The following is a 23,264-nucleotide window of genomic DNA, read 5'->3' on the forward strand; positions in this document are numbered from 1 at the left end:
TTTGTTTATAAAACAGTATCTTTAAAAGAAAAAAATCATGATATCAACTTATACAATAATAGCACTAATCGTAATTATATTAGTGTTAGGAATTTTTACAGTAAAACAACAAACCACAGCTATTGTAGAAAGGTTTGGAAAATTTGTAGGAACGAGACAAGCAGGACTTAATTTAAAAATTCCATTTATAGATAAAATTGCCGGAAGAGTAAGTTTAAAAATTCAACAATTAGATGTATTGGTAGAAACCAAAACTAAGGATGATGTATTTGTACAAATGAAAATATCTGTACAATTTCAAATTTTAAGAGAGAAAGTAGAAGATGCTTTCTACAAATTACAGAATCCACATGATCAAATCACCGCTTATATTTTTGATGTAGTTCGTGCAGAAGTTCCTAAAATGAAGTTAGACGATGTTTTTGAGAAAAAAGATGATATTGCCTTAGCCATACAAAGAGAACTTAAAGACGCCATGTTAAACTATGGATACGACATTGTAAAAGCTTTGGTAACAGATATAGATCCTGATGCACAAGTAAAAGCAGCAATGAATAGAATTAATGCTGCCGAACGAGAAAAAATTGCCGCTCAATTTGAAGGAGATGCACAACGTATTTCTATAGTAGAAAGAGCCCGTGGTGAAGCTGAAAGTAAACGTTTACAAGGAAAAGGAATTGCAGATCAACGTAGAGAAATTGCTCGTGGTTTAGAAGAATCTGTAGATGTGTTAAATAAAGCTGGAATTAACAGTCAAGAAGCTTCTGCATTAATTGTTATCACCCAACATTACGATACATTACAATCTATAGGATCTGAAAGTAACAGTAATTTAATTTTATTACCTAACAACCCAAATGCAGCTAGCAGTATGTTAAATGATATGGTTACAAGTTTGGTTGCTGCCAATAAAATTCAGGAAAATTCTAATTCACAAAAAGATGGATAATATCTTATTAATTCCTCTCTCTTAATTTTAATTTTGGAGGGGGGATTAATTGATGCTCTAACGAATTTTTATATTCTGAAATCTTCTTTTTATTATAGATTGGAATCTTAAAACCAAATGAAATATCACCTTCTTTAGAATAATTAGACAAATTGGTAAAAAGTGAAGAACTACCTATAAAAAAATAACCTGTTCTAAAACCAATTCCAGCTTTTACAATACCAAATTGATTGATGCTTGCAGGTAAAAAGGCAGAAAAATGTAGAGATTCATAACGAGCACTTAATGTGAAATTAGATTTATATTGAATATTTTTTCTAGTAGATGTACTTAATAAATACATATCTAAATTTGAATTTAAAAACCAATGATTTTTAAAATTATAATCAAAATTAATTCTAGAAGTAGTTGGTAAATAATAAGTTTTTTTCTCTTCTTTAAAGGAATTGATTGCTAAATAATTCTCAACAGCAAAATTGTAGTTAGTAGAAGTTAAATCTATATTTATTTTATTAGGATTATCAATATTAGAACGAGTATTATTATATGATAAAAAGCCTATATCAGTAATAGAAACCCCTAATTTATAACGGTAAGGAGCTTTACTAAAATAAATATTTCCTTTATTATCTCTTAAATTGATAGGAAAAGTTCTATTTCTTTTTTCATAAACAAAACCTAAATCTATTCCCATTCCAAAATTTGCACCCAATCTTGAATATAAGTTGATAACATTTCCTGTAAAATTTAATAAGTATTTATCTTCATTGGTTTTATCATTTTCATCATAATCAAATTTTATTTTTAAATTATCAGAATAAACAGCACCTGTTCTAATTCCTCTTAAAAATTTTAAACTAATACCAAATTTTAAATAATCATTAGCAGTTTGCAATACCAAACCTGCATAAGAAAAAGCTACTTCTGCCCATAAATGAGCTTGAGAAGAATTATTTGAATTTGTTTGTAAACTTTTTAATCTATTAATAGAATTATCTAGTTCTTCTTCTGTTTCAGGAGTATTTTCATTATATACTGATTTATCTATTAACTTATGATACAAATTAGTATCTAAATTATTTGCATGACCGTAACTACGGTAACTAGTAGTAAAAGCAACTGCATTATAATAATTTATATTCCATAAAAAAGAAGGTCCTAAAGCAATTGCATTAGCATATAATGAACTATTTGTTGAAGATGATTTGTAATTGGTGTAATTAGATAAATTTCTCATCCCAAAACTAGAATTCAAAGACCTGTTATATCTAAATGCTTTAATAGTTGGTTGAATATCATTTAAACCAAAATTTAAATCAGAAAGAATATTTTTAGGATTTATAGAATAATAATTATTACTAGCAGTACCACTAAAGGAAAGTACATTAATATCAATTTTATAAGGACTATCTAAAATTGAAGCTGGATTATAATGTACAGCTTGAACACCAGAATAATTATCTATAAAACCAATTGAATTTTGACCAAATAAAAACGTATAAAAAAGACTAATGAAAATATATAAGAGGTGTTTCATTAGTATATAAAACTAAATAAAAAATTAATACTTAATTGATATTTTTCTGTAAAAATTAGCAAAAAAAGTATATTCTATTGGAAGTAATAAAAAACTAAGAAAAGGTAATTTTAACCAAATACATATTAAAGAAACACTAATAAAACCAATAAAAAATAGGAAATAATAAAATTCATACCCTTTCATTAATTCTTTACTCTTTTTAAAAACTTCCAAGGGCTCTATTTCAGGATGCTCTACTAAAATAAAAAAGGATTGAGATAACCAAATAAGAATAATAATTCCAGGGATAATAAATAATAGTAATCCTATAGCAATAAATACCATAGATAATAAAAATACTCCTAAAGCATTTTTAAATTGATTAAAACCATTAAAAATTTGATGCATTTTAACAGTTTTGCCATCGGTAACTGCTAAAACAACTTTTGATAAACACAACCTAAGTACTCCAGTAAAAATCAATATTAAAAGCAAACCAAGATTTTTATTGTAAACTAAAAAATTGGGTAATAAAGTCAAAGGCATAGAAGCTAAAAAAACAATACTCCATCCATTTTTTAAATCTTGAAAAGATTTTTTTAAAATATCAATATTACTCATAGGCATAAACAAAAAAACCTACTCAAATAAATGAGCAGGTGTATTTTTTAAAAACAATTTTTATTTATTGTTTCTCTTCTTCTTTTTTAGATTCTTCTTCTTTAGTAGCTTTCTTAAATTCTTTAATTCCACCACCAAGTCCTTTCATTAATTCAGGAATTTTTCTACCTCCAAATAATAACAATACAATAACTGCTATAATTACCCATTCATTCATTCCCATTATTCCAAGGGATATATTTAAAACATTCATTTTAATTAAATTTTAAATCGTCAGCAAATATACAACAAATTATAATCATACAATTTATCCTATTTTTTTTTATGTATAACTTTTCCTAAAAAGGTTTTCTCGTTTACAGAATAAGGATCACCCATATAAATAATTTCTCCTTTATATTTTGCATTTGCATCTAAAAACTGATTTACATAAACAGCAACATTAGATGTTTTAGCTTCTACATAAGCTTTTTCGCTAATTAAATTAAAAGCATCGTAAAAACTTTTGGTACTAGCATTAATTTTTTGACTTTCTGTAATTCCTTCTAAAGCAATTTTACTACCTAAGCTTAGTATTGATACCAAATCTTTAGTTTTAACGCTTAAATTAGCTTTAACGCCGTTAACTGCCTCTAACTCTAAAAATTTTTCATTAATAACATTTCTAGAAGTAATCTTTACTTGATTAGCCAATTTTATGTTTCTTAATCCTGGCATATAATAAATAATAACTTTTAAATCACTCTTAAATTTTTTATCTAATGAAGTAGATAATTTTAATTCATTATTATCATCACTAATATTTAATTTCTCAAGATCATTTCCAGTCACTTCAATTTTAGCACTATCAGATGAAACTAATTCTACATCCATAGCACTATTTATATGAATAGATTTAAAACTTTTTAAATTTTGTAATAAATCTTGTGAAAAAGATATGTTACAAACAAACAAGACAAATAAAAATAAATTCTTCATAAAGTAAATTCTGTTTTTTTATAGATAACGATAATTAACAAAAATTATTCCTCTATTAAATAAAAGTCTAAATGTTTACGTTCTAAATCGGCATTTTTTACTTTAATCCAAACTTCATCTCCTAATCTATACATATCACCATACTTACGTCCTACCAATGCATATTCATCTTGATCAAAAACAAAATGGTCGCTAGTAATATCTCTAGTTCTTACCATACCTTCACACTTATTTTCCATCACTTCTACATAAATCCCCCACTCTGTAACACCAGAAATAACTCCTTTAAAAGCTTTTCCTGTAAAGTTTTGCATGTATTTTATTTGCATGTATTTAATAGAATCTCGTTCTGCTTTGGCAGCTAACATTTCCATTTCAGATGAATGTCCACATTTTTCTTCATATTCTTCTGCAGATACAGATTTTCCTTTATCTAAATAATGTTGTAATAATCTATGTGCCATCACATCAGGATAACGTCTAATAGGCGATGTAAAATGACTGTAATAATCAAAAGCCAAACCGTAATGACCAATATTTTCTGTAGTATATTCTGCCTTACTCATAGTACGTATGGTTAAGGTTTCTACCATGTTAGATTCTGCTTTACCATGCACATCACTCAACAATTTATTTAAAGATGCTGTTGTGGATTTTCTAGATTTGGTATTGATTGCATATCCAAATTTTTGAACCAAATTTCCTAATGCTTCTAGTTTATCTACATTAGGCTCATCGTGTGTTCTATAAATAAAAGTTTTTTTAGCAGCACCAGCTTTGGTTTTTCCTACAAACTCGGCTACTTTTCTGTTAGCCAACAACATAAATTCTTCTATTAATTTGTTTGCATCTTTAGATTCTTTAAAGAAAACACCTATAGGATTTGCAGCTTCATCTAAATTAAATTTAGTTTCAATTTTGTCAAAAGCCAAGGCACCAGATTTCATACGTTTACCACGCATAATTTTTGCCAAAACATCCATTTTTAAAATAGCTTCGGATATACTAGCATCTACTTCGTAAGCTTCATCAGTAATAGAAATTTCTGCCGGAATGGTATGATTTTTTTCTTCGGGCTGTTCAATAATTACTTGTGCTTCTTCATAAGCAAAACGTTTGTCAGAATACGTAACAGTTCTACCGTACCATTCTTTTTTAATTTCTGCTTTATCATTCAACTCAAACACAGCAGAAAACGTTAATTTTTCTTCGTTCGGACGTAAAGAACAAACTCCATTTGATAACATTTCTGGCAACATAGGCACTACCCTATCTACCAAATAAACAGAGGTAGCACGGTTATAAGCTTCTTCATCTAAAATTGAATTTTCGGCAACATAATGAGAAACATCAGCAATGTGAATTCCTATCTCATAATTTCCATTTTCTAATTTTTGAAAAGACAAAGCATCATCAAAATCTTTGGCATCACGTGGATCAATGGTAAATGTTAACACATCTCGCATATCTCTACGTTTGCTAATTTCTTCTTCGGTAATGGTTACATCTAATTTTTCTGCTGCGGCTTCTACTTCTTCTGGGAATTCATAAGGCAAATCATATTCCGCTAAAATGGCATGAATTTCTGTATTGTGTTCACCAGCTTGTCCTAAAACTCTGATAATTTCTCCAAAAGGATTTTTAGCATCTCCAGACCAATCGGTAATTTTAGCTACCACTTTATCACCATCAACAGCCGTTCCTATTTTATCTTTTGGTATAAAAATATCATTATTCATAGATCTATCATCAGCCACTACAAAACCAAATCTGGCACTTAACTGTAAAGTTCCTACAAATTCAGATTTTTTACGCTCTAAAACCTCTACAACTTCTGCTTCTAATTTATTACGTTGTTTACGTTTATAAACATAAGCTTTAACAGTATCTCCATTTAAACCTCCGTTAACACTACTTTTATTAATGAAAGCATCAGTCTCAAAATCATCACAAATAAAATAAGCGTTTCCAGAACTAGTAACATCTAAAGTACCTATGTGATAGTTTTTAGAAGCATCTAAAATATATTTACCTCTGTCTTCTTCTTTTATTTTTTTCTGAGCTTTTAACTCTTCTAATTTTAACAACAATTGTTGTTTAGCAGCATGATCTTCTAAACCAAGCTTAGCAGCAATTTGTTTATAGTTTAAAGGGTTTCCACTATTTTCATTCAACACTTTAAAAACCTTACGTGTAAGATCTTTAACCACTCCTCCTTTTTTCTTAAAAATACCTTTTTTATTACTTCTTGGCATATAGTTTTATTTTCTAGGTTAAAGGTACAGCAAATAACAAGAAGTGTTGTTCTTGCTTTTTAAAATTTCTGTAAAGCTTATCAACACTTATATAATATCTAATTTTTTCTTTTTTAAAATTTATAAAACAAATGATAGGGTATTATTAGCTGTTGATTTATACAATAAATAGATTTAATTTAATTTTGAGTTCACATTAATTTAACTTTATTAACAAGTTATTAAAGTTATAAGGAGTTTATAAATAAGGAATTAGTAGTAGTTATTCACAGTTGTTAATATCCATTTTTTTGAGTAGATAGAGAATAAAAACTGTTTTATAAATTTTTAATAAGTGGTGAATAAATTGTTAATAACCGTTTATAACTTTTTAGTAAATAAATTTGCTTTGTATTACACCTCTCTTGTATTGTTTTTTAAAGCTTAAAATCAAAATTTACTTTGCTTTTTTTAACCACATGTTATTAACATTTTGATGTTTTTTATAATTGCTTGATTTATAAGGTTTTTATAAATAGTTATTATTTATTATGTTAATAACGTTTTGTATTGTGAATAATATAAAAATATATCAATTTTATTATAAATATAATAAAGTATGAAGTATCAATATTTTGATTTTCAATGCTTTAACTTTTAGCTAAAAATGATGATGTACAAATCATTCCATTTATTATAAAATACATGATATTTTTTCTTTTTGTAAAATTAAAGATTGTTGTTTTAAGATAGGTATTATGGTAAAATTTGATATCATTATATATAAACACTTATTATCAACATTTGTAGATATTTATTTTTTACACTTTATATATTGAAAGTTAGTCCTCTAATTATAGGTTTTTGTAAATTTGCAAAAAATATAAAACAACCATTATGAAAATAGCTATCGGAAACGATCACGCTGGTCCAGATTACAAACAAGCCATTGTAAAATTATTAGAAGCAAAAGGAATTGAAGTAGTAAACTACGGAACTGATACTTTTGATAGTGTTGATTATCCAGATCATGCGCATAAAGTTTCTAATGCTGTAGATACCAATGCTGTAGATTTTGGAATTTTAATTTGTGGATCTGCAAATGGTGTTGCTATGACTGCTAATAAATATAAAAATGTTAGAGCTGGTTTGTGTTGGTCTAAAGAAATTGTGTTGTTAGTAAGACAACATAACAATGCAAATATTTTGTGTATTCCTGCTCGTTTTACTGCTATTCCTCAAGTATTAGAAATGGTTGAAACTTTTTTAAATACTGAGTTTGAAGGTGGTCGTCATCAAAATAGAATTGATAAAATACCTTGTTTATAAAACAGGTATTAAAGTGATAAAAGCTGTATTGAAACCTCAATACAGTTTTTTTATTTTGTCCTTAAAATAAATTCTCTTATTTAAATAAAAAAAATGAATATCCCTAAAGTTGATTTACCTAGAGTTGTAGTAATTGGTGGTGGTTTTGCTGGTTTAAACTTGGTAAAAAAATTAAGAAAATTACCTATTCAATTGGTTATGGTTAACAAGCATAATTATCATGCCTTTCAACCATTATTATATCAAATATCTACCAGTGGATTAGAATCTGATTCTATTGCATATCCATTAAGGATGTTTATAAAAAAGCAACAGAATTTTTATTTTAGAATGGCTGATGTTAAAGAAGTTGATCCTCAAAATAAAATTATAAAATCAGATATTGGAGACTTGTCTTATGATTATTTAATCATTAACACAGGTACTAAAACCAATTATTTTGGTAATAAAGAAATAAAAAAACACGCAATGCCTATGAAAACTATTCCTCAGGCATTGAATTTACGTAGTTTAATTTTACAAAATTTTGAAAGAGCTAGTGTAGAAACTAATGAAGAAACTATAAAGTTTTTATTAAATTTTGTTATTGTTGGGGCGGGGCCTACAGGGGTAGAATTAGCAGGAGCTATTGCAGAATTTAAAAAGAGCGTACTTCCTTTAGATTATCCAGATTTAGATGCTAGTTTAATGCAAATTAATATTTTAGAGGGAGCTCCAAAAGTGTTACCTCCTATGAGTGATAATGCTTCAAAAAAATCTACACAATTTTTAGAAGAATTAGGAGTAAAAATTCACACCAATACTATTGTAACAGCATACGATGGAAAATTAGCAAAAACCAAAGATGGAAAAGAATTTCCTACACGTACTTTAATTTGGTCTGCAGGAGTTATAGCAAATAGAATTAATGGTTTTGCAGATGAATGTTCTGAACCAAGAAGTAGAAGATATTTTGTAAATGAATTTAATCAAATAAAAGGATTTAAAGATGTTTTTGCTTTAGGTGATGTTGCACTAATGATTTCTGATGATTATCCAAGAGGACATCCGCAAGTAGCACAACCAGCCATACAGCAAGCAAATAATTTGGCTAAGAATTTTCCTAAAATATTAAAAGGAGATGCTAAATTAAAACCATTTATATATAATGATAAAGGTTCTATGGCTACTATTGGTAGAAACAAAGCTGTGGTAGATTTAAGAAACTTAAAGTTTGGAGGTTTTTTTGCTTGGCTTATATGGATGTTTATTCACTTAATTTCTTTAGTAGGTTTTAAAAACCGATTGGTGATTTTATTAAGTTGGATATTTAATTACACCAACTATAACAAAGGTTCTCGTTTAATTGTAAGACGTTTTAGCGTTAGTAAACGTAGGGTTAGAACCAATGCAGAATTGTAAGAATATATTATATACATAAAAAAGCCTCTAAATTTTCAGAGGCTTTTTTTGTTTAAAACTTATGTTTTTTCAAAATCCTAAACCAAGGATTGTGTTGGTTTTTGTTCATGTAATTTATGGCATTCATTCTTTTTCTGGCAAACCAAACAAAGGCTTTTGTAGAACAAAAAACAATTCCTAAAACCAAAAAAGTAAATAACAATTCAAGTAACATTCTTATTGATTTAAAATATTGTAAAAGTTTTGATATTGCTGATTATTTGGTGCTAGGTCTAAAAGCTGTTTAGCATATTTTTTAGCCTTTACTTTTTGATTGGTTTCATTGTGTATATAAGCCATTAAATAAATTAAATCAGCATTGTTTTCACTTCTTTTTAATTGTGTGTCTAACACTGTAATTGCTTTTTTAGTTTGCTTATTTTTATAATATAACAATGATAAATTATAAGCAATTCTATCATTTTCAGGCATAAATTTAAGTCCTTGCTCTAATTGAATAATAGCTTCTTTAGGTCGTCCTAATTCATTTAACAACAAACCGTAATTATAATTGGTTAAACCATAACCAGGTTCTTGTTTTAAAATGGTTTTATAAGCTTCTTCAGACTTTTTATAATCCTTTACTTGATAATATAAATTAGCCAAAGTAGTTCGTACAATATTATTAATAGGATCTAATTTTAAAGCATCTTCTAAAGTATGAATTGCATTTTCTGTTTTTCCTTTGTTTAAATAATATTGAGCACGTTTCATTCTACCACCAGAAAACTCTCCTGTAGCTTTTAAATAATTGGCAAATTCAATCTTTACTTTGTTGTAAAAATCTTTATACTCTTCTGGAATTTTAGAATAAGGAACACTACTTAAAGTAAAAAAAGATTTTACTCTAACAGATCTTTTAGCATCTTTTAATAAAGGTAATACAGCTCTGTAATGCTCTGTACCTAAGTTTAAATCAGCTAATAAATCTACAGTGGCAGCTTTTACTATAGGAGAATCATCTTTTAAAAATTTTAATACTTCAGATACATTTATTTGTCCTCCATAATTTCTAAGGTTTGATACTGCCGAAGCTCTAGCTATGTTAGGATAAATAGTATCGTGAGCTAAAATCATCAAACTATCTCTTCCCCCTACTTCACCTTTAATTCCTGGTGCTAGTTTATCAGAAAAATGATTCTTTTTAGGTTCTCCATATAATTTTACAAAATTATCATAGGCCCACTGATCATCTTTATCTTTATGACATCCTGCACATGCATTTGGAGTTCTATACTTTAAACTTAAATCCGGTCTAGGAATTCTAAAACTATGATCTCTTCTAAAATCATTACCCATATAATATTTTCCAGGCATATGGCAGTTAATACACATAGCTTCTTCGGTTCCCATTTTGTGTTTGTGATGACTTTCTACATTAAAAGTAGTTCCATCATGGCATTGCATACACAATCTGTTATCATCAAATTTACGTTTGGTAGAATGTGGGTTATGACAATCTTTACAACTAACACCATTGTGATACATTTTACTTTGTACAAAAGAACCATACACATAATCTTCATCTAAAATTTGACCATCGGCATGATAAATAGGCTCGGTAATTAATTGAGGAAAATAATGATCTAAAAATGTTCCTTGTGGTGTGTGGTGTAAAGTAATGTTTTCTCTTCTGGCATGGCAACGTGCACAAGCATCTACCAATTCTTTAGAGTCTAAACCAACCATTTGCATAGTACCATCGTTTTTGTAATTGTTTCCGTTTTTAAGAGCGTGTTCTACATGGTCTTTTCCTGGTCCATGACAAGCCTCACAACTTACATTAATAATGGCATAATTGGTATTGTAGCTATGGTCTTTTTCATTGTAATTTTTCTTTACATTGGTGCTGTGGCAATCGGCACACATGGTATTCCAATTTAGTCCTCCTCTACTCCAATGCAACCATTCTTTATGGACTACTTTAAAGTCTGGATACAAATCAAACCATTTATTTTTTTGTACATCAAAAGCAGTTCTTAAACATTGATAATGTCCATCGGGAAATAAAACAATATATTGTTGAAGAGGTGTTAGTCCAAAGGTGTAAATAATTTCAAAATCATGATTGTTTCCATCACGTCCTTCGGTGTTTACATAAAATTTTCCCTCTTTTTGAAAAAAGGTAGAAGTAACACCTTGACTTTTATATACTTCTCCATTAAAAGGTGCAACAATACTTTGTCTATTGGCTTTTTGCATAGACTTGTCATGATCAGATCCTTCCCAATATTTAAATTGATTAGGATGACATTCTTTACATTTTTGACTTCCTACATAATGTTTATTAGGAATACTATCTGTATTGGTAAAAATAGCATTAGAATCTATTTTTTGATAAGAACTTTCCTCCTTTTGTTTACAAGAAACAAGGATAATTGTAAATGTTAAAAGTAAAAATAAATGCTTCAAGTTTTTTGATGATTTTTTTTAATAGTTTTAGTTCTTGGTCTTTAAACAGTTGAACCTGAAACTTTACAATTATTTTATTATTCTGCAGATTTTGCACATCTAAATCCCATATTGAATATAGAAGAATCTACAGTGTTTTGACCTCTAAAAGTAGTAGTGTAACTTAATTCTAAAGCTTCATCATACATAAAAGAACCCCCTCTAGTAACTTTCGTTTGCTCACTTTTATTGTATGGAATTTCATTACTATAAGGAGTAAAAGTTGTAGTTGTCCATTGCCAAACATTTCCTACCATATCATAAAGTCCACTTTTACTTTTAGGAAAACTTCCAACAGGAGAAGTGTAAAAATATCCATCAAGTACTTTTTGATCTTGTATGGTTTTACCATTCCAAACATTGGTCATGTATTTACCGTTAACAGTGGTAGTATTTCCCCATGGGTATTTAATATTTTCTCCGTTTTTAGCAGCATATTCCCACTCGTATTCTGTGGGTAATCTTTTACCAGCCCAACTGGCATAAGCAGTAGCATCGTTCCAACTTACTTGCGTTACAGGATGATTGTCAATAGCTTTTTCTCCATTAGGTCCTAGAGGATATTCCCATGTGGTTCCAGGTAATAAATTCCATTTAAATTCTTTAAAATCATAAACTCCAGAATCTCCATAATTTTCAGCTTCAGTAACATAATTTGTTGCTTTTACAAAGGCTCTAAAATCAGCAACAGTTACTAAATAAGTATCTAAATAAAATGGAGCAATTTCTTTATCAAAAGACGGAGCTTCTATAGGAGTTCTATTATTAGCACCTATGGTAATATTTCCCCCTTTAAAATAAACCATATCAGAAGTATCATTTTTTGTTTTTAATTCGGTATTGGCAATTTCTTTTATTTGCTCTATAGATTCAGAAGTTTTTATTTCTTCTTTTTTATTTTTGGGTTGGTTGTTGCAAGAAAATAAAAAAGTAATAGACAAAAGGGATAAGAAATATTTCATGTAGTAAAAATTAATTGCTATTGCAATATTATCTATTTATATCTAAATTTTTGTTAAGATGTAGTAATAAGATACTACTTTTGTCCAAAAGGTTACAAAAAATAGGTCAATATGATTTCTATGATAGATGAAAAACAATTAAAATACGATACTGCATATTTAAGAATGGCTTATGAATGGGCTAAATTATCTCATTGTAAAAGAAAGCAAGTAGGAGCATTAATTGTAAAAGACCGTATGATTATTTCTGATGGATATAATGGTACTCCAACAGGTTTTGAAAATTGTTGCGAAGATGATAATTACGATACTCTATGGACAGTTTTACATGCCGAAGCCAACGCTATTTTAAAAGTTGCTTCTTCTACACAATCTACTAAAAATGCTACTCTATATATTACGTTATCTCCCTGTAAAGATTGTAGTAAATTAATACATCAATCTGGAATTAAAAGAGTAGTTTATGCAAAGGAATATAAAGACACTACTGGAATAGATTTTTTAAGAAAAGCAGGTGTTGAATTATTGAAATTAGATATTGATGAAACAAAATAACAATCTTCCATTATTTATAGGAATTTCTATTGCCTTAGGAATTATTATAGGTAGTTTTTTTAACGTTAAAAATACAGGTACTTTTTATCCAGTAAGTTCTAACACATCAAACAGTAAATTAAACACAGTTTTAAAATTTATTGAAAGTGAATATGTTGATGATATTGATGCTGAAAAAATTACTGATGAAGTAATTTCTGATATTTTAGACAGATTAGACCCCCACTCTACTTACATTCCTAGAGAAATACAAGCATATACCAAAGAAACCATGGATGGTAATTTTGTAGGAATTGGAGTTCAGTTTGATGTAAAAAAAGATACCATTGTAGTGGTAAAAGTTATTCCAGACGGACCAAGTTTAAAAGCTGGTTTAAGAGCTGGAGATAGAATTTTAATGGCCGATAAAGATACTTTGTTCAATAAAGGAATTTCTAGTTTAGATGTAGTAGCTAAATTAAAAGGAGAAGAAAACAGCCAAGTAAAAGTAAAAGTTTATCGTCCTGGAAGTCAAAAAACAATTGATTTTAATATTACCAGAGGTAAAGTTGCCATAAAAAGTGTACCTGTATCTTATAAAATTAACGATAGTTTGGGCTACATCAAACTTATTCGTTTTGCCATGACTTCTTATGATGAGTTTAAAACTGCTTTAGACAAATTACAAGAACAAGGAATTAAAGATTTGGTCTTAGATTTAAGAGGAAACCCAGGAGGATTTATGCATATTGCCGATCAAATTTCGGATGAATTTTTAGCCGATGGAAAACTAATTGTTTACACAAAAAACAAAAAAGGACGTCAGAAAAACGAAGTTGCTACCAGCAAAGGTTCTTTTGAAAACGGACATATTTATGTGTTGGTTGATGAAAATTCTGCATCGGCAAGTGAAATAGTTTCAGGAGCTTTACAAGATAATGACAGAGGAACTATTATAGGTCGTAGAACTTTTGGAAAAGGATTGGTACAGCAAGAATTAGATTTTAACGATGGTTCCGCTATGAGGTTGACCATTGCTAGGTACTACACTCCTACTGGTCGTTCTATTCAAAAACCTTATGGTAATACTGATGGTTACGACAACGAAATTATGAATCGTTACAAAAGTGGAGAGTTGTTTCATAAAGATAGTATAAAAGTAATAGATTCACTTAAGTATACCACTCCTAAAGGAAAAGTAGTCTATGGTGGTGGTGGAATTACACCCGATATTTTTATTCCTTTAGACACAGTAAATGGAGTTAAATTTTTTGAAATAAATATGATTAACAATTTTGTGTATACTTATGTAGATCAGCACAGAGAAGATTTACAAAAGTACACTGCACAAAATTTTGTAAGTGATTTTGAAATTACCAATGAAATTAAACAAGAGTTTTTTAAATACATCGGTACCAATCAATTTAGTAATCAGGAGTTGTTAGATGATTTGTTAAAAGAAAATTTTGCAAGTAGTTTGTTAACAGATGATGTATATTATCAGTTGGTACAAAAAAGAGATCCTTATATTTTAAAAGTTAAATCCTTAGTAGAAAACCAATAGTTTTGAGTACTAAAAAAATATATTTTGCTTCAGATCAACATTTTGGAGCCGTAAGTTCAGAAAAAAGTTTACCAAGAGAAAAAGTATTTGTTTCTTGGCTAGATGCTATTAAGAATGATGCTGAGACCTTATTTTTATTAGGTGATTTGTTCGATTTTTGGTTTGAATATAAATATGTAGTCCCAAAAGGATTTGTTAGAGTTTTAGGAAAATTAGCAGAATTAAAAGAAGCAGGAGTAGATATTCATTTTTTTGTAGGAAATCATGATTTATGGATGAGTGATTATTTTGAAAAAGAATTAAATATTTCTGTGTATCATGAGCCTAAAGAATTTACCTTACAAGGAAAAACATTTTTAATGGGGCATGGAGATGGTTTAGGACCAGGTGATAATGGTTATAAATTCATCAAAAAAATATTTACAAATCCAGTATGTAAATGGCTTTTTAAGTGGCTACATCCAGATATTGGAATGTCTTTTGGAATGTATTTATCTAGAGAAAATAAATCGGTTTCTGGAGCAGAAGATGTTCACTTTTTAGGAGAAGAAAAAGAGTTTTTAATCCTTTATTGTAAAGAAGTTTTGGAGCAAAAACACTATGATTATTTTGTGTTTGGTCACCGTCACTTACCTATGGTTTTTAATTTATCACAAAATTCTAAATATGTAAACACCGGAGATTGGATTATATACAATACATATGGAGAATTGGTAAATGGTGAACTTGAAATTAAGGAGTATAAAGAATAATATAAAATTGAGATTAAACATTTTAAAGAGTTCAAAAAAAATATGAACTCTTTTTTGTTTTATATACAGTCATTTTTTCATATTCCAAACAATATTGTATTTTGGTACACAAATTGATTACAAACACCCTGTATTAAGAATAAAACCTTATAAAACAATGGAAGTAGACGTAAGAGCTATCAGCGAAAAAATTGAAAAAGAAAGTGCATTTGTGGATTTATTGTCCATGGAAATGAACAAAGTTATTGTAGGTCAAAAACACATGGTTGACCGGTTGTTGATTGGTTTGCTAGGGAACGGACATATTTTATTAGAAGGAGTTCCTGGTTTGGCAAAAACATTAGCCATTAACACACTTGCAAAAGCGGTTGATGGTGCGTTTAGTAGAATTCAGTTTACACCAGACTTATTACCTGCTGATGTGGTTGGAACCATGATATACAATATGAAAGAAAACGACTTTTCTATTAAGAAAGGACCAATTTTTGCAAATTTTGTATTGGCAGATGAAATTAACCGTGCTCCAGCAAAAGTGCAATCAGCATTGTTAGAAGCCATGCAAGAACGTCAAATTACTATTGGTGATGAAACTTTTAAGTTAGATGAACCTTTTTTGGTAATGGCCACGCAAAACCCAGTTGATCAAGAAGGAACTTATACCTTACCAGAAGCACAGGTAGACCGTTTTATGCTTAAAGTAGTGATTGATTATCCTAAGTTAGAAGAGGAGCAAATCATTATGAGAGCAAACTTATCGGGGGCATATGAAAAAGTAAATCCAGTAGTTTCTCTAGAGCAAATTATCAATGCTCGTAAAGTGGTAAACGAAGTTTATATGGATGAAAAAATTGAGAAATACATTCTTGATTTAATTTTTGCTACTCGTTACCCAGAAAAATACGGATTAGAAAACTTAAAAGGATTAATTTCTTTTGGAGCCTCTCCTCGTGGTAGTATTTCTTTAGCCAAAGCCGCTAAATGTCATGCTTTTATCAAACGTAGAGGATATGTAATTCCAGAAGATGTAAGAGCAGTTGTGTTAGATATTTTACGTCACCGTATTGGAATTACGTACGAAGCAGAAGCAGAAAATGTAACTGCAGAAGACATTGTAAACCAAATAGTAAACGTAGTAGAAGTACCTTAAATCTAGTACAGAGTATATAGTATTAAGTACAAAGTAAGGTACTCAATATTCGTTACTCAGTACTCAGTACTAAAAATATATGGATACCAAAGAAATCTTAAAAAAAGTAAGAAAAATAGAAATCAAGACACGTCGTTTGTCCGATCATATTTTTTCAGGAGAATATCACAGTTCTTTTAAAGGACGTGGTATGACTTTTAGTGAGGTAAAACAATATCAATTTGGTGATGATATCCGTAGCATAGATTGGAATGTAACAGCACGTTATAATGAGCCTTATGTAAAAGTTTTTGAAGAGGAACGAGAGCTAACCATGATGTTAATGGTTGATATTAGTGGTTCTGGAAACTTTGGAACCAAAGAGCAATTTAAAAGAGAAACACTTACTGAAATTGCTGCTACTATGGCTTTTTCGGCCATTCAAAATAACGATAAAGTAGGTTTGTTGTTGTTCTCTGATGAGGTTGAATTGTACATTCCTCCAAAAAAGGGAAAAAGTCACGTGTTACGTATCATTAGAGAAATGATAGAGTTTGAGCCTAAAAGCAATAAAACAAACATCAACACGGCATTAAAATACATGTCTAATGTATTAAAGAAAAAAGCCATTGTTTTTATACTGTCAGATTTTATGGATGATGGATACGAACAAACCTTAAAAATTGTAGCTAATAAACACGATGTTACCGGAATTAGAATTTACGATCAGTTTGATGAAGCTTTACCAAAAATAGGATTGGTACCTATGGTAGATGCGGAAACAGGAAAAACTACTTTGGTAAACACATCATCAAAAAAAGTAAGAAACCAATATCAGCAACAATTTTTACATTGGAAACACAATTTTGAAACTTCTTTTAAAAAGAGTGGAGCTGGAGTGTTAAGTAGTCGTGTAGAAGAAAATTACGTAAAAAAATTATTGACGTATTTTAAACAGAGAGGGTAAAATGAAATATATCATTACAAGTCTTTTTTTATGGATGGGTTTGGCCGTAATGGCACAAAATAATCCATCTATAAGTGTAAAAATAGATACCACAAATATTAAAATTGGAGAGCAAATTACTTATACAATTACAGCTCCAAATACTAAAAAGGTTATTTTTCCAAAAATAGAAAATCTAGATAGTTTAGTAGTTGCAGATGAATTTCCAGTAGATACACTTCAGAATCAACTACAAAAAAAGTATTTAATTACGGGTTTTGATAAAGGATCTTTTTACATTAAAAAGCAACAAGTTTTTGTAGATACCAAAGCATATTTTACCGATTCTTTATTGGTTAACGTGGCAACTATTTCTGTAGATACAGTAAAATTAGCAAAACATTACACGGTTAAAGATTTAGAAGAAGAAGAATATACATTTGCAGAATGGTGGTATAGAAACAAAAATTACATTTATGTTGGCTTGGCGGTAATTGCCTTTATGATTGGTTTGTACTTTTTGTTTCGCAATAAAAAAGAACCTAAAAAGGAAAAGAAAATTATGATTCCTCCTTATATAGAGGCGACTAGAGAATTAAAAAGTTTAGAACAAAAACAACTTTGGCAAAATAATCAAGTAAAAGAATATTATTCTGAATTAACCGATATTGTTAGAAAATATATTGGAAATGAATTGTTTATTCAAGCATTAGAAACTACTACTGATGAAATGATGAGTTTGTTAAAAACTGAAAACAAACAACAAAAACTAGGATTAGACAAAGAGATTTTAGAAACATTAAGAGATTTATTATCTCAAGCAGATTTTGTAAAGTTTGCCAAACAAAAGCCTGTAGAAATAGAAATTAAAGGTCATCAATCTAATGCAATTAGAATTATAGAAACCATTCATAAAATTGTTGAATCTAAAAAGAAAGAAGTAAAAGATGATGAGCAACAATAATTTTGAATTCACACAACCTGAATTTTTATGGTTACTGATTATCATTCCTTTTTTAGGAATTTGGTTGTATATCAGTAGAAATAGAAATCAGGCAAAATTGTCTATATCAACAACAAAATCTATCCAAGTTCCAGGTATTTACAATTATATATACAGAGCATTATGGTTGTTTAGATTGTTGGCTATTGCTTTGTTAATTGTGGCTTTGGCAAGACCAAGAAATGTTGGAGTTACTACAAAAAGCAAAAAAAATAGAGGGATTGATATTGTAATGGCTATTGACGTTTCTGGATCTATGTTGGCTAGAGATTTAAAACCAAATAGATTAGAAGCTTTAAAAGAAGTGGCAGAAGATTTTGTAGACAAACGTCCTAACGATAGAATTGGTGTGGTTTTATATGCCGGAGAAAGTTATACCAAAACACCAATTACCACAGATAAATCTATAGTAAAAAGAACCATTTCTAGTATAGATTACGGAGGTATTCAAGACGGAACTGCTATTGGAATGGGATTGGGTTCTGCCGTAAATAGACTAAAAGAAAGTACAGCCAAAAGTAAAGTGATTATTTTACTTACCGATGGGGTAAACACAGCAGGTTCAGTAGATCCTAAGTTGGCTACAGAATTAGCAAAAGGATTGGGAATAAAAGTATATACTATAGGGCTTGGAACTAACGGAATGGCAGAAATGCCTTATGCTAAAGATTACAATGGAAACCTAATTTACAAGCCTATGAAAGTAGAAATTGATGAAAAATTACTGACTTACATTGGTGAAGAAACAGGAGGAAAATATTTTAGGGCAACTTCTAACAATAAGTTAAAAACCATATATGAGGAGATTGACAAATTAGAAAAAACAGTAATAGAAGATATTAAATATTATAATTACGAAGAGCTATACAGAAATTTGGTAATTGCTGCTTTAGTGTTGTTAGTTATAGAGTATTTGTTAAAAAACACATTGTTTAAAAGTTTTATATAAAAATAAGTTAGAAAGTAACAAGTTAAAAAGTTCGTAAAGCATTAAGTTAAATAAAAAGAAGGTTTAAGAGATGGAGATAAACGTTAGATTGTTTAATGCGTTTTTGATAACATCAACAACTTTATAAACATAAATTATGCAGAGATTAGAAGAACCTATATATTTTTATGCATTGGCAATAATACCTTTATTGTTATTCATTTTACTGTATAAATTTTGGTGGCAAAAAAGAACACAAAAAGCATTTGCAAACGTTTCTTTAATTCAAAAATTAGCACCAGACTACTCCACATTTAAGGCTACTATTAAGTGGTTGTTTATGGCGTTGGGAATTACACTTTTGGTAATTGCTTTGGTTAATCCTAAAATAGGAACTAAACTAGAAACCGTTAAGAGAGAAGGGGTAGATATTGTTTTTGCTTTAGATGTTTCTAAAAGTATGTTGTCCGAAGATATTGCTCCAAACAGATTAGAAAAAGCAAAACAAATTATTTCAAAAACCATAGATCAGCTAGGGTCAGATAGGGTTGGAGTTATTATTTATGCAGGAAATGCTTATCCATTATTGCCCATTACTACAGATCAGTCTGCCGCAAGATTGTTCTTAAAAAATGCTTCACCAGATATGGTTTCAAGTCAAGGAACTGCGATTAACGAAGCTTTAAACATGGCTAAAACCTATTATGATAATGACGAACAAACCAATAAATATTTAGTCATTTTATCTGATGGTGAAGATCACGAAGAAAATACAGTTGATAAAGCCAAAGAATTAGGTGATGAGGGAATAAAAGTCATCACCATTGGTATTGGAACAGAAAAAGGTGGAGTAATTCCAGACATGATTGATGGTTACAAAAAAGGATTGAAAAAAGATAAAAATGGTGAAGTTGTCATTACACAAAGACATGTAAAAGTATTGCAAGAAATTGCGGCTACTTCAAGTGGTTTTTATGTAGATGGAAATAAAACGGCTACTTCTGTAAATAAAATTATGGAGGTGTTGTCTAAAGCCAAAAAAACAGAGTTTGAGTCTAAACAATTTTCAGAATATAAAAGTCAATTCCAATGGTTTATAGGATTGGGAATATTTTGGTTGGTTTTAGATATGTTTGTGTTCGAAAAGAAAACAAAATGGGTAAAGAGTGTAAACTTGTTTAATGAAAATAAGGAATAAGATGAAAAAGTTATGGATGTTATTTTTAGCGATCAGCACCTTTTCTTCTTTTGCACAAGAAGAATCAGGTCTTCCTAAAGAAAAGTTATACGAGGCTAAAAAACAATTAAGAGACGGAAATAAGTATTATAGAACCAATAGATTAGAAGATGCTGCTATAGCATATCAAAAAAGTATGGCAGAAGATGGTACTTATTACAAAGGAGCTTATAATTTAGGAAATGCTTTTTTTCAACAAGAAAAGTATAAAGAAGCAGGAGAGCAATATCAATTAGCAAATAAATTGGCTAAAACAAAAGAAGATAAAGCCAAAACCAGTGAATTGATAGGAGATACTTTTAAAAAACAAAATGACTTAGAAAAAGCTTTAGAAGCCTATAAACAAGCCTTGTTAAAAAATCCTAGTGATGATATTCTTAGAGAAAAGTTTGTTGCCGCTAAAAAAGAAAAGCAAAAACAAGATCAACAGAATAAAGATAATAAAGATAACAAGGACAAAAACAAGGATAATAAAGACGATAAAAACAAAAATAAAGGAGATAACAAAGACGATCAGAATAAAGATAATAAGGGAGACGATAAAGATCAGGATAAAAAGGACGATAAAGGAGATAAGGACAAGAAAGACGATAAAAATAAAGAGGGTGACAATTCTGAAAATAAAGATGATAAAGGTGACAAGGGAGATGATAAAAAGGAACAACCTGCTCAACCTAAAGAATCTAAATTATCACCCGAACAAATTCAGCAATTGTTAGAGTCTATGAATAATGAAGAGCAAAAAACTCAGAAAAAAGTGAATGCTCAAAAGGTAAATGCAAAAGAGAACAATAATGAAAAGGATTGGTAGTTTGAGAGTATCAAGTACAAAGTACCAAGTACAAAGTATGGGATTAAAAGAGTTAATAGTAAAAAGTATACAGTACCAATTACAAGGTTTAACATCTAATAATCTCAACCCTTTTTACTTTTTACTTTTTACTTTTTTTGTAACAACATTTGGTTTTAGTCAGGTTGAATTAACAGCAAGGACAAGCAAAAAAACACTTGGAGAAAACCAAAGATTTAGATTAGAGTATAATATTAACAATCAAGAAGCAGACAACTTTAAACTGCCTAATTTTAAAAATTTTAAAGTAGTTCAAGGACCAAGTCAATCGGTTAGTAACTCTTACTCTATTGTTAATGGAAAAGCAACAAGTACGTTTTCTAAAACCTATACTTATATTTTAGAACCAATAGGAAAAGGAACGTTTACTTTAGAGCCTGCTAGTATAGATTATCAAGGAAAAACAATAAAATCTAATGCCATTACAGTTAAAGTAGTTGATGCCGTAGATTTACCAAAAGACCCTAACGATCCTAATTATATAGCAAGTCAAAACATCAAAATGGTGGTAACCATTTCTGATGAAAATCCATATGTGGGAGAGCCTATTTATGCAGAATATAGATTGTATGTAAATCAATTAGCCATCAATAGTTTTGATGTTGATACACCACCAAATTACGAAGGTTTTTGGAGTCAGGTTTTAGACAATAAAAATCCGCAATTTAAAGATGGAAAATACAAAGGAGAAATGTGGAAATATGCTGTTTTACACAAAGTAGTTTTAATTCCGCAAAGAAATGGAGAGTTAACGGTAAACCCAATGTCTGCCGATTTAATTGTAGGTGTGCCAACAGGAAGAGGAGATTTTTTTGGGAATATGATTACAAGAAATGTAAATCAAAGATTGGTTTCTGATAAAAAAATCATCAAAGTAAAATCTTTACCACTAGAAGGAAAACCACTTGATTTTACAGGAGCTGTTGGTAATTATGCTTATGAAGTAAATACTAGTAGATCGGTGTTTAAAGCAAACGAATCTGCTCAAATAAAAGTAAAAGTATCTGGAAAAGGAAATTTAAAATTATTTGAATTGCCTAATATTGTTACTCCAAAAGAGTTAGAGGTATATGATCCTGAGCGTAAGGAACAAGTAACGGTAACTACTTCTGGATTAACAGGAAATATAGAAAACGCCTATACGGTAGTTCCTCAATACAAAGGAAAGTTTAAAGTGCCATCAACTTCTTTTAGTTATTTCAATCCATCAGAAGAAAAATATTACACCATTAAATCTGATGAAATTGTATTAGATGTTACCGAAGGAAAAGAATTGGCAACAAGTACAGGAGCAGATTATAGCAACGCTGCACTAAAACAAAATGTAAGAACTACAGGAAACGATTTTAGGTACATACACACATCAACTGAATTAGCGTTAATAGAAAAAACAGATTTTTACCAAACCAAGTTGTTTTATATTTTGTTATTAATGCCATTGGTTATATTGCCATTAGGGGTTTTTGCATCAAAAAAGCAAAGAGAGTTAAGTAGAGATATTAGTCGTAACAAACTTAAAAAAGCAGATAAGTTGACTAGAAAATATTTGGCAAGTGCTAAAAAAGAATTAGGGAACAAAACCACATTTTACAGTTCTTTAGAAAAAGCTTTACACAATTATTTAAAAGCCAAGTTACAGGTAGAAACTACAGATATTAGTAAAGATAGTATTGCAGAAATGTTGACTAAAAAAGGAGTTTCTGCCCAAGCCATATCGCAATTTATAGAAGTATTTAGTGCTTGTGAGTTTGCAAGATACGCTCCATCATCTGACGAAAAGATGAAAGAAGATTTTGACAAAGCTAAAAAAGCGATTACAGATTTAGATAAGAACTTATAAA

The 23,264-nt window shown here is 29.4% G+C and carries 20 protein-coding genes; 13 read left to right on the top strand and 7 right to left on the bottom strand.

What is annotated here, in order from left to right; genetic code table 11:
- Nucleotides 1–37: 37 nt before the first annotated feature.
- The gene (locus ACXGQT_RS10400; protein WP_457828532.1) at nucleotides 38–949 is read left to right on the top strand and encodes an SPFH domain-containing protein; all 912 of its coding nucleotides are present in this window, start codon (nucleotides 38–40) and stop codon (nucleotides 947–949) included.
- A 7-nt stretch (nucleotides 950–956) separates the two neighbouring features.
- Here the strand turns inward: ACXGQT_RS10400 and ACXGQT_RS10405 are convergent, their stop codons facing one another.
- The 5 genes from ACXGQT_RS10405 to rnr form a co-directional block, all read right to left on the bottom strand.
- On the bottom strand, nucleotides 957–2,486 hold the full coding sequence (locus tag ACXGQT_RS10405) for a DUF5723 family protein (RefSeq protein ID WP_457828533.1): 1,530 nt from the start codon (nucleotides 2,484–2,486) through the stop codon (nucleotides 957–959).
- A gap of 24 nt (nucleotides 2,487–2,510) precedes the next feature.
- A complete protein-coding gene (locus tag ACXGQT_RS10410) occupies nucleotides 2,511–3,089 on the bottom strand; it encodes a DUF975 family protein (protein ID WP_457828534.1) in 579 nt (192 codons plus the stop codon).
- A gap of 64 nt (nucleotides 3,090–3,153) precedes the next feature.
- Nucleotides 3,154–3,342, bottom strand: coding sequence for a Sec-independent protein translocase subunit TatA/TatB (locus ACXGQT_RS10415; protein WP_457828535.1), 189 nt, complete (start codon nucleotides 3,340–3,342; stop codon nucleotides 3,154–3,156).
- Between the two features lie 59 nt (nucleotides 3,343–3,401).
- Nucleotides 3,402–4,067: a GIN domain-containing protein gene (locus tag ACXGQT_RS10420; protein ID WP_457828536.1), complete on the bottom strand. Its 666-nt coding sequence runs from the start codon at nucleotides 4,065–4,067 to the stop codon at nucleotides 3,402–3,404.
- Between the two features lie 44 nt (nucleotides 4,068–4,111).
- Nucleotides 4,112–6,322: a ribonuclease R gene (rnr, locus tag ACXGQT_RS10425; protein WP_457828537.1), complete on the bottom strand. Its 2,211-nt coding sequence runs from the start codon at nucleotides 6,320–6,322 to the stop codon at nucleotides 4,112–4,114.
- An 876-nt stretch (nucleotides 6,323–7,198) separates the two neighbouring features.
- Between rnr and rpiB the strand changes: the two genes are divergently transcribed.
- Nucleotides 7,199–7,630, top strand: coding sequence for a ribose 5-phosphate isomerase B (gene rpiB / locus ACXGQT_RS10430; RefSeq protein ID WP_457828538.1), 432 nt, complete (start codon nucleotides 7,199–7,201; stop codon nucleotides 7,628–7,630).
- 93 nt (nucleotides 7,631–7,723) lie between these two features.
- Entirely contained in the window at nucleotides 7,724–9,031 is a 1,308-nt protein-coding gene (locus ACXGQT_RS10435; protein WP_457828539.1) for an NAD(P)/FAD-dependent oxidoreductase, read from the top strand.
- Nucleotides 9,032–9,247: 216 nt separating this feature from the next.
- Here the strand turns inward: ACXGQT_RS10435 and ACXGQT_RS10440 are convergent, their stop codons facing one another.
- Entirely contained in the window at nucleotides 9,248–11,482 is a 2,235-nt protein-coding gene (locus ACXGQT_RS10440; RefSeq protein WP_457828540.1) for a tetratricopeptide repeat protein, read from the bottom strand.
- 77 nt (nucleotides 11,483–11,559) lie between these two features.
- Nucleotides 11,560–12,483 carry a formylglycine-generating enzyme family protein gene (locus ACXGQT_RS10445; protein ID WP_457828541.1) on the bottom strand — a complete coding sequence of 308 codons (924 nt, stop codon included), beginning with the start codon at nucleotides 12,481–12,483 and terminating at the stop codon, nucleotides 11,560–11,562.
- A gap of 120 nt (nucleotides 12,484–12,603) precedes the next feature.
- Here ACXGQT_RS10445 and ACXGQT_RS10450 point away from each other — a divergent pair, with 120 nt between their 5' ends.
- The 10 genes from ACXGQT_RS10450 (at nucleotide 12,604) to ACXGQT_RS10495 (ending at nucleotide 23,263) form a co-directional block, all read left to right on the top strand.
- Nucleotides 12,604–13,038 (top strand): deoxycytidylate deaminase, encoded by a 435-nt coding sequence (locus ACXGQT_RS10450; RefSeq protein WP_457830815.1) that lies wholly within the window; start codon nucleotides 12,604–12,606, stop codon nucleotides 13,036–13,038.
- Nucleotides 13,025–14,581 (top strand): S41 family peptidase, encoded by a 1,557-nt coding sequence (locus ACXGQT_RS10455; protein WP_457828542.1) that lies wholly within the window; start codon nucleotides 13,025–13,027, stop codon nucleotides 14,579–14,581. The genes ACXGQT_RS10450 and ACXGQT_RS10455 overlap by 14 nt, the downstream gene beginning before the upstream one ends.
- Before the next feature lie 2 nt (nucleotides 14,582–14,583).
- Nucleotides 14,584–15,333 carry a UDP-2,3-diacylglucosamine diphosphatase gene (locus tag ACXGQT_RS10460; protein WP_457828543.1) on the top strand — a complete coding sequence of 250 codons (750 nt, stop codon included), beginning with the start codon at nucleotides 14,584–14,586 and terminating at the stop codon, nucleotides 15,331–15,333.
- Nucleotides 15,334–15,490: 157 nt separating this feature from the next.
- A complete protein-coding gene (locus tag ACXGQT_RS10465; RefSeq protein WP_457828544.1) occupies nucleotides 15,491–16,480 on the top strand; it encodes an AAA family ATPase in 990 nt (329 codons plus the stop codon).
- A 79-nt stretch (nucleotides 16,481–16,559) separates the two neighbouring features.
- Entirely contained in the window at nucleotides 16,560–17,426 is an 867-nt protein-coding gene (locus ACXGQT_RS10470; protein ID WP_457828545.1) for a DUF58 domain-containing protein, read from the top strand.
- A 1-nt stretch (nucleotide 17,427) separates the two neighbouring features.
- Nucleotides 17,428–18,369: a hypothetical protein gene (locus tag ACXGQT_RS10475; protein ID WP_457828546.1), complete on the top strand. Its 942-nt coding sequence runs from the start codon at nucleotides 17,428–17,430 to the stop codon at nucleotides 18,367–18,369.
- Entirely contained in the window at nucleotides 18,356–19,357 is a 1,002-nt protein-coding gene (locus ACXGQT_RS10480) for a vWA domain-containing protein (RefSeq protein ID WP_457830816.1), read from the top strand. Before ACXGQT_RS10475 ends, ACXGQT_RS10480 begins: the two co-directional genes overlap by 14 nt.
- A gap of 136 nt (nucleotides 19,358–19,493) precedes the next feature.
- A complete protein-coding gene (locus tag ACXGQT_RS10485) occupies nucleotides 19,494–20,534 on the top strand; it encodes a VWA domain-containing protein (protein ID WP_457828547.1) in 1,041 nt (346 codons plus the stop codon).
- A gap of 1 nt (nucleotide 20,535) precedes the next feature.
- Nucleotides 20,536–21,384, top strand: coding sequence for a tetratricopeptide repeat protein (locus tag ACXGQT_RS10490; protein ID WP_457828548.1), 849 nt, complete (start codon nucleotides 20,536–20,538; stop codon nucleotides 21,382–21,384).
- Nucleotides 21,350–23,263, top strand: coding sequence for a BatD family protein (locus tag ACXGQT_RS10495; protein WP_457828549.1), 1,914 nt, complete (start codon nucleotides 21,350–21,352; stop codon nucleotides 23,261–23,263). Before ACXGQT_RS10490 ends, ACXGQT_RS10495 begins: the two co-directional genes overlap by 35 nt.
- Nucleotide 23,264 lies beyond the last annotated feature (1 nt).

This window comes from Wenyingzhuangia sp. IMCC45467 (assembly GCF_054111205.1).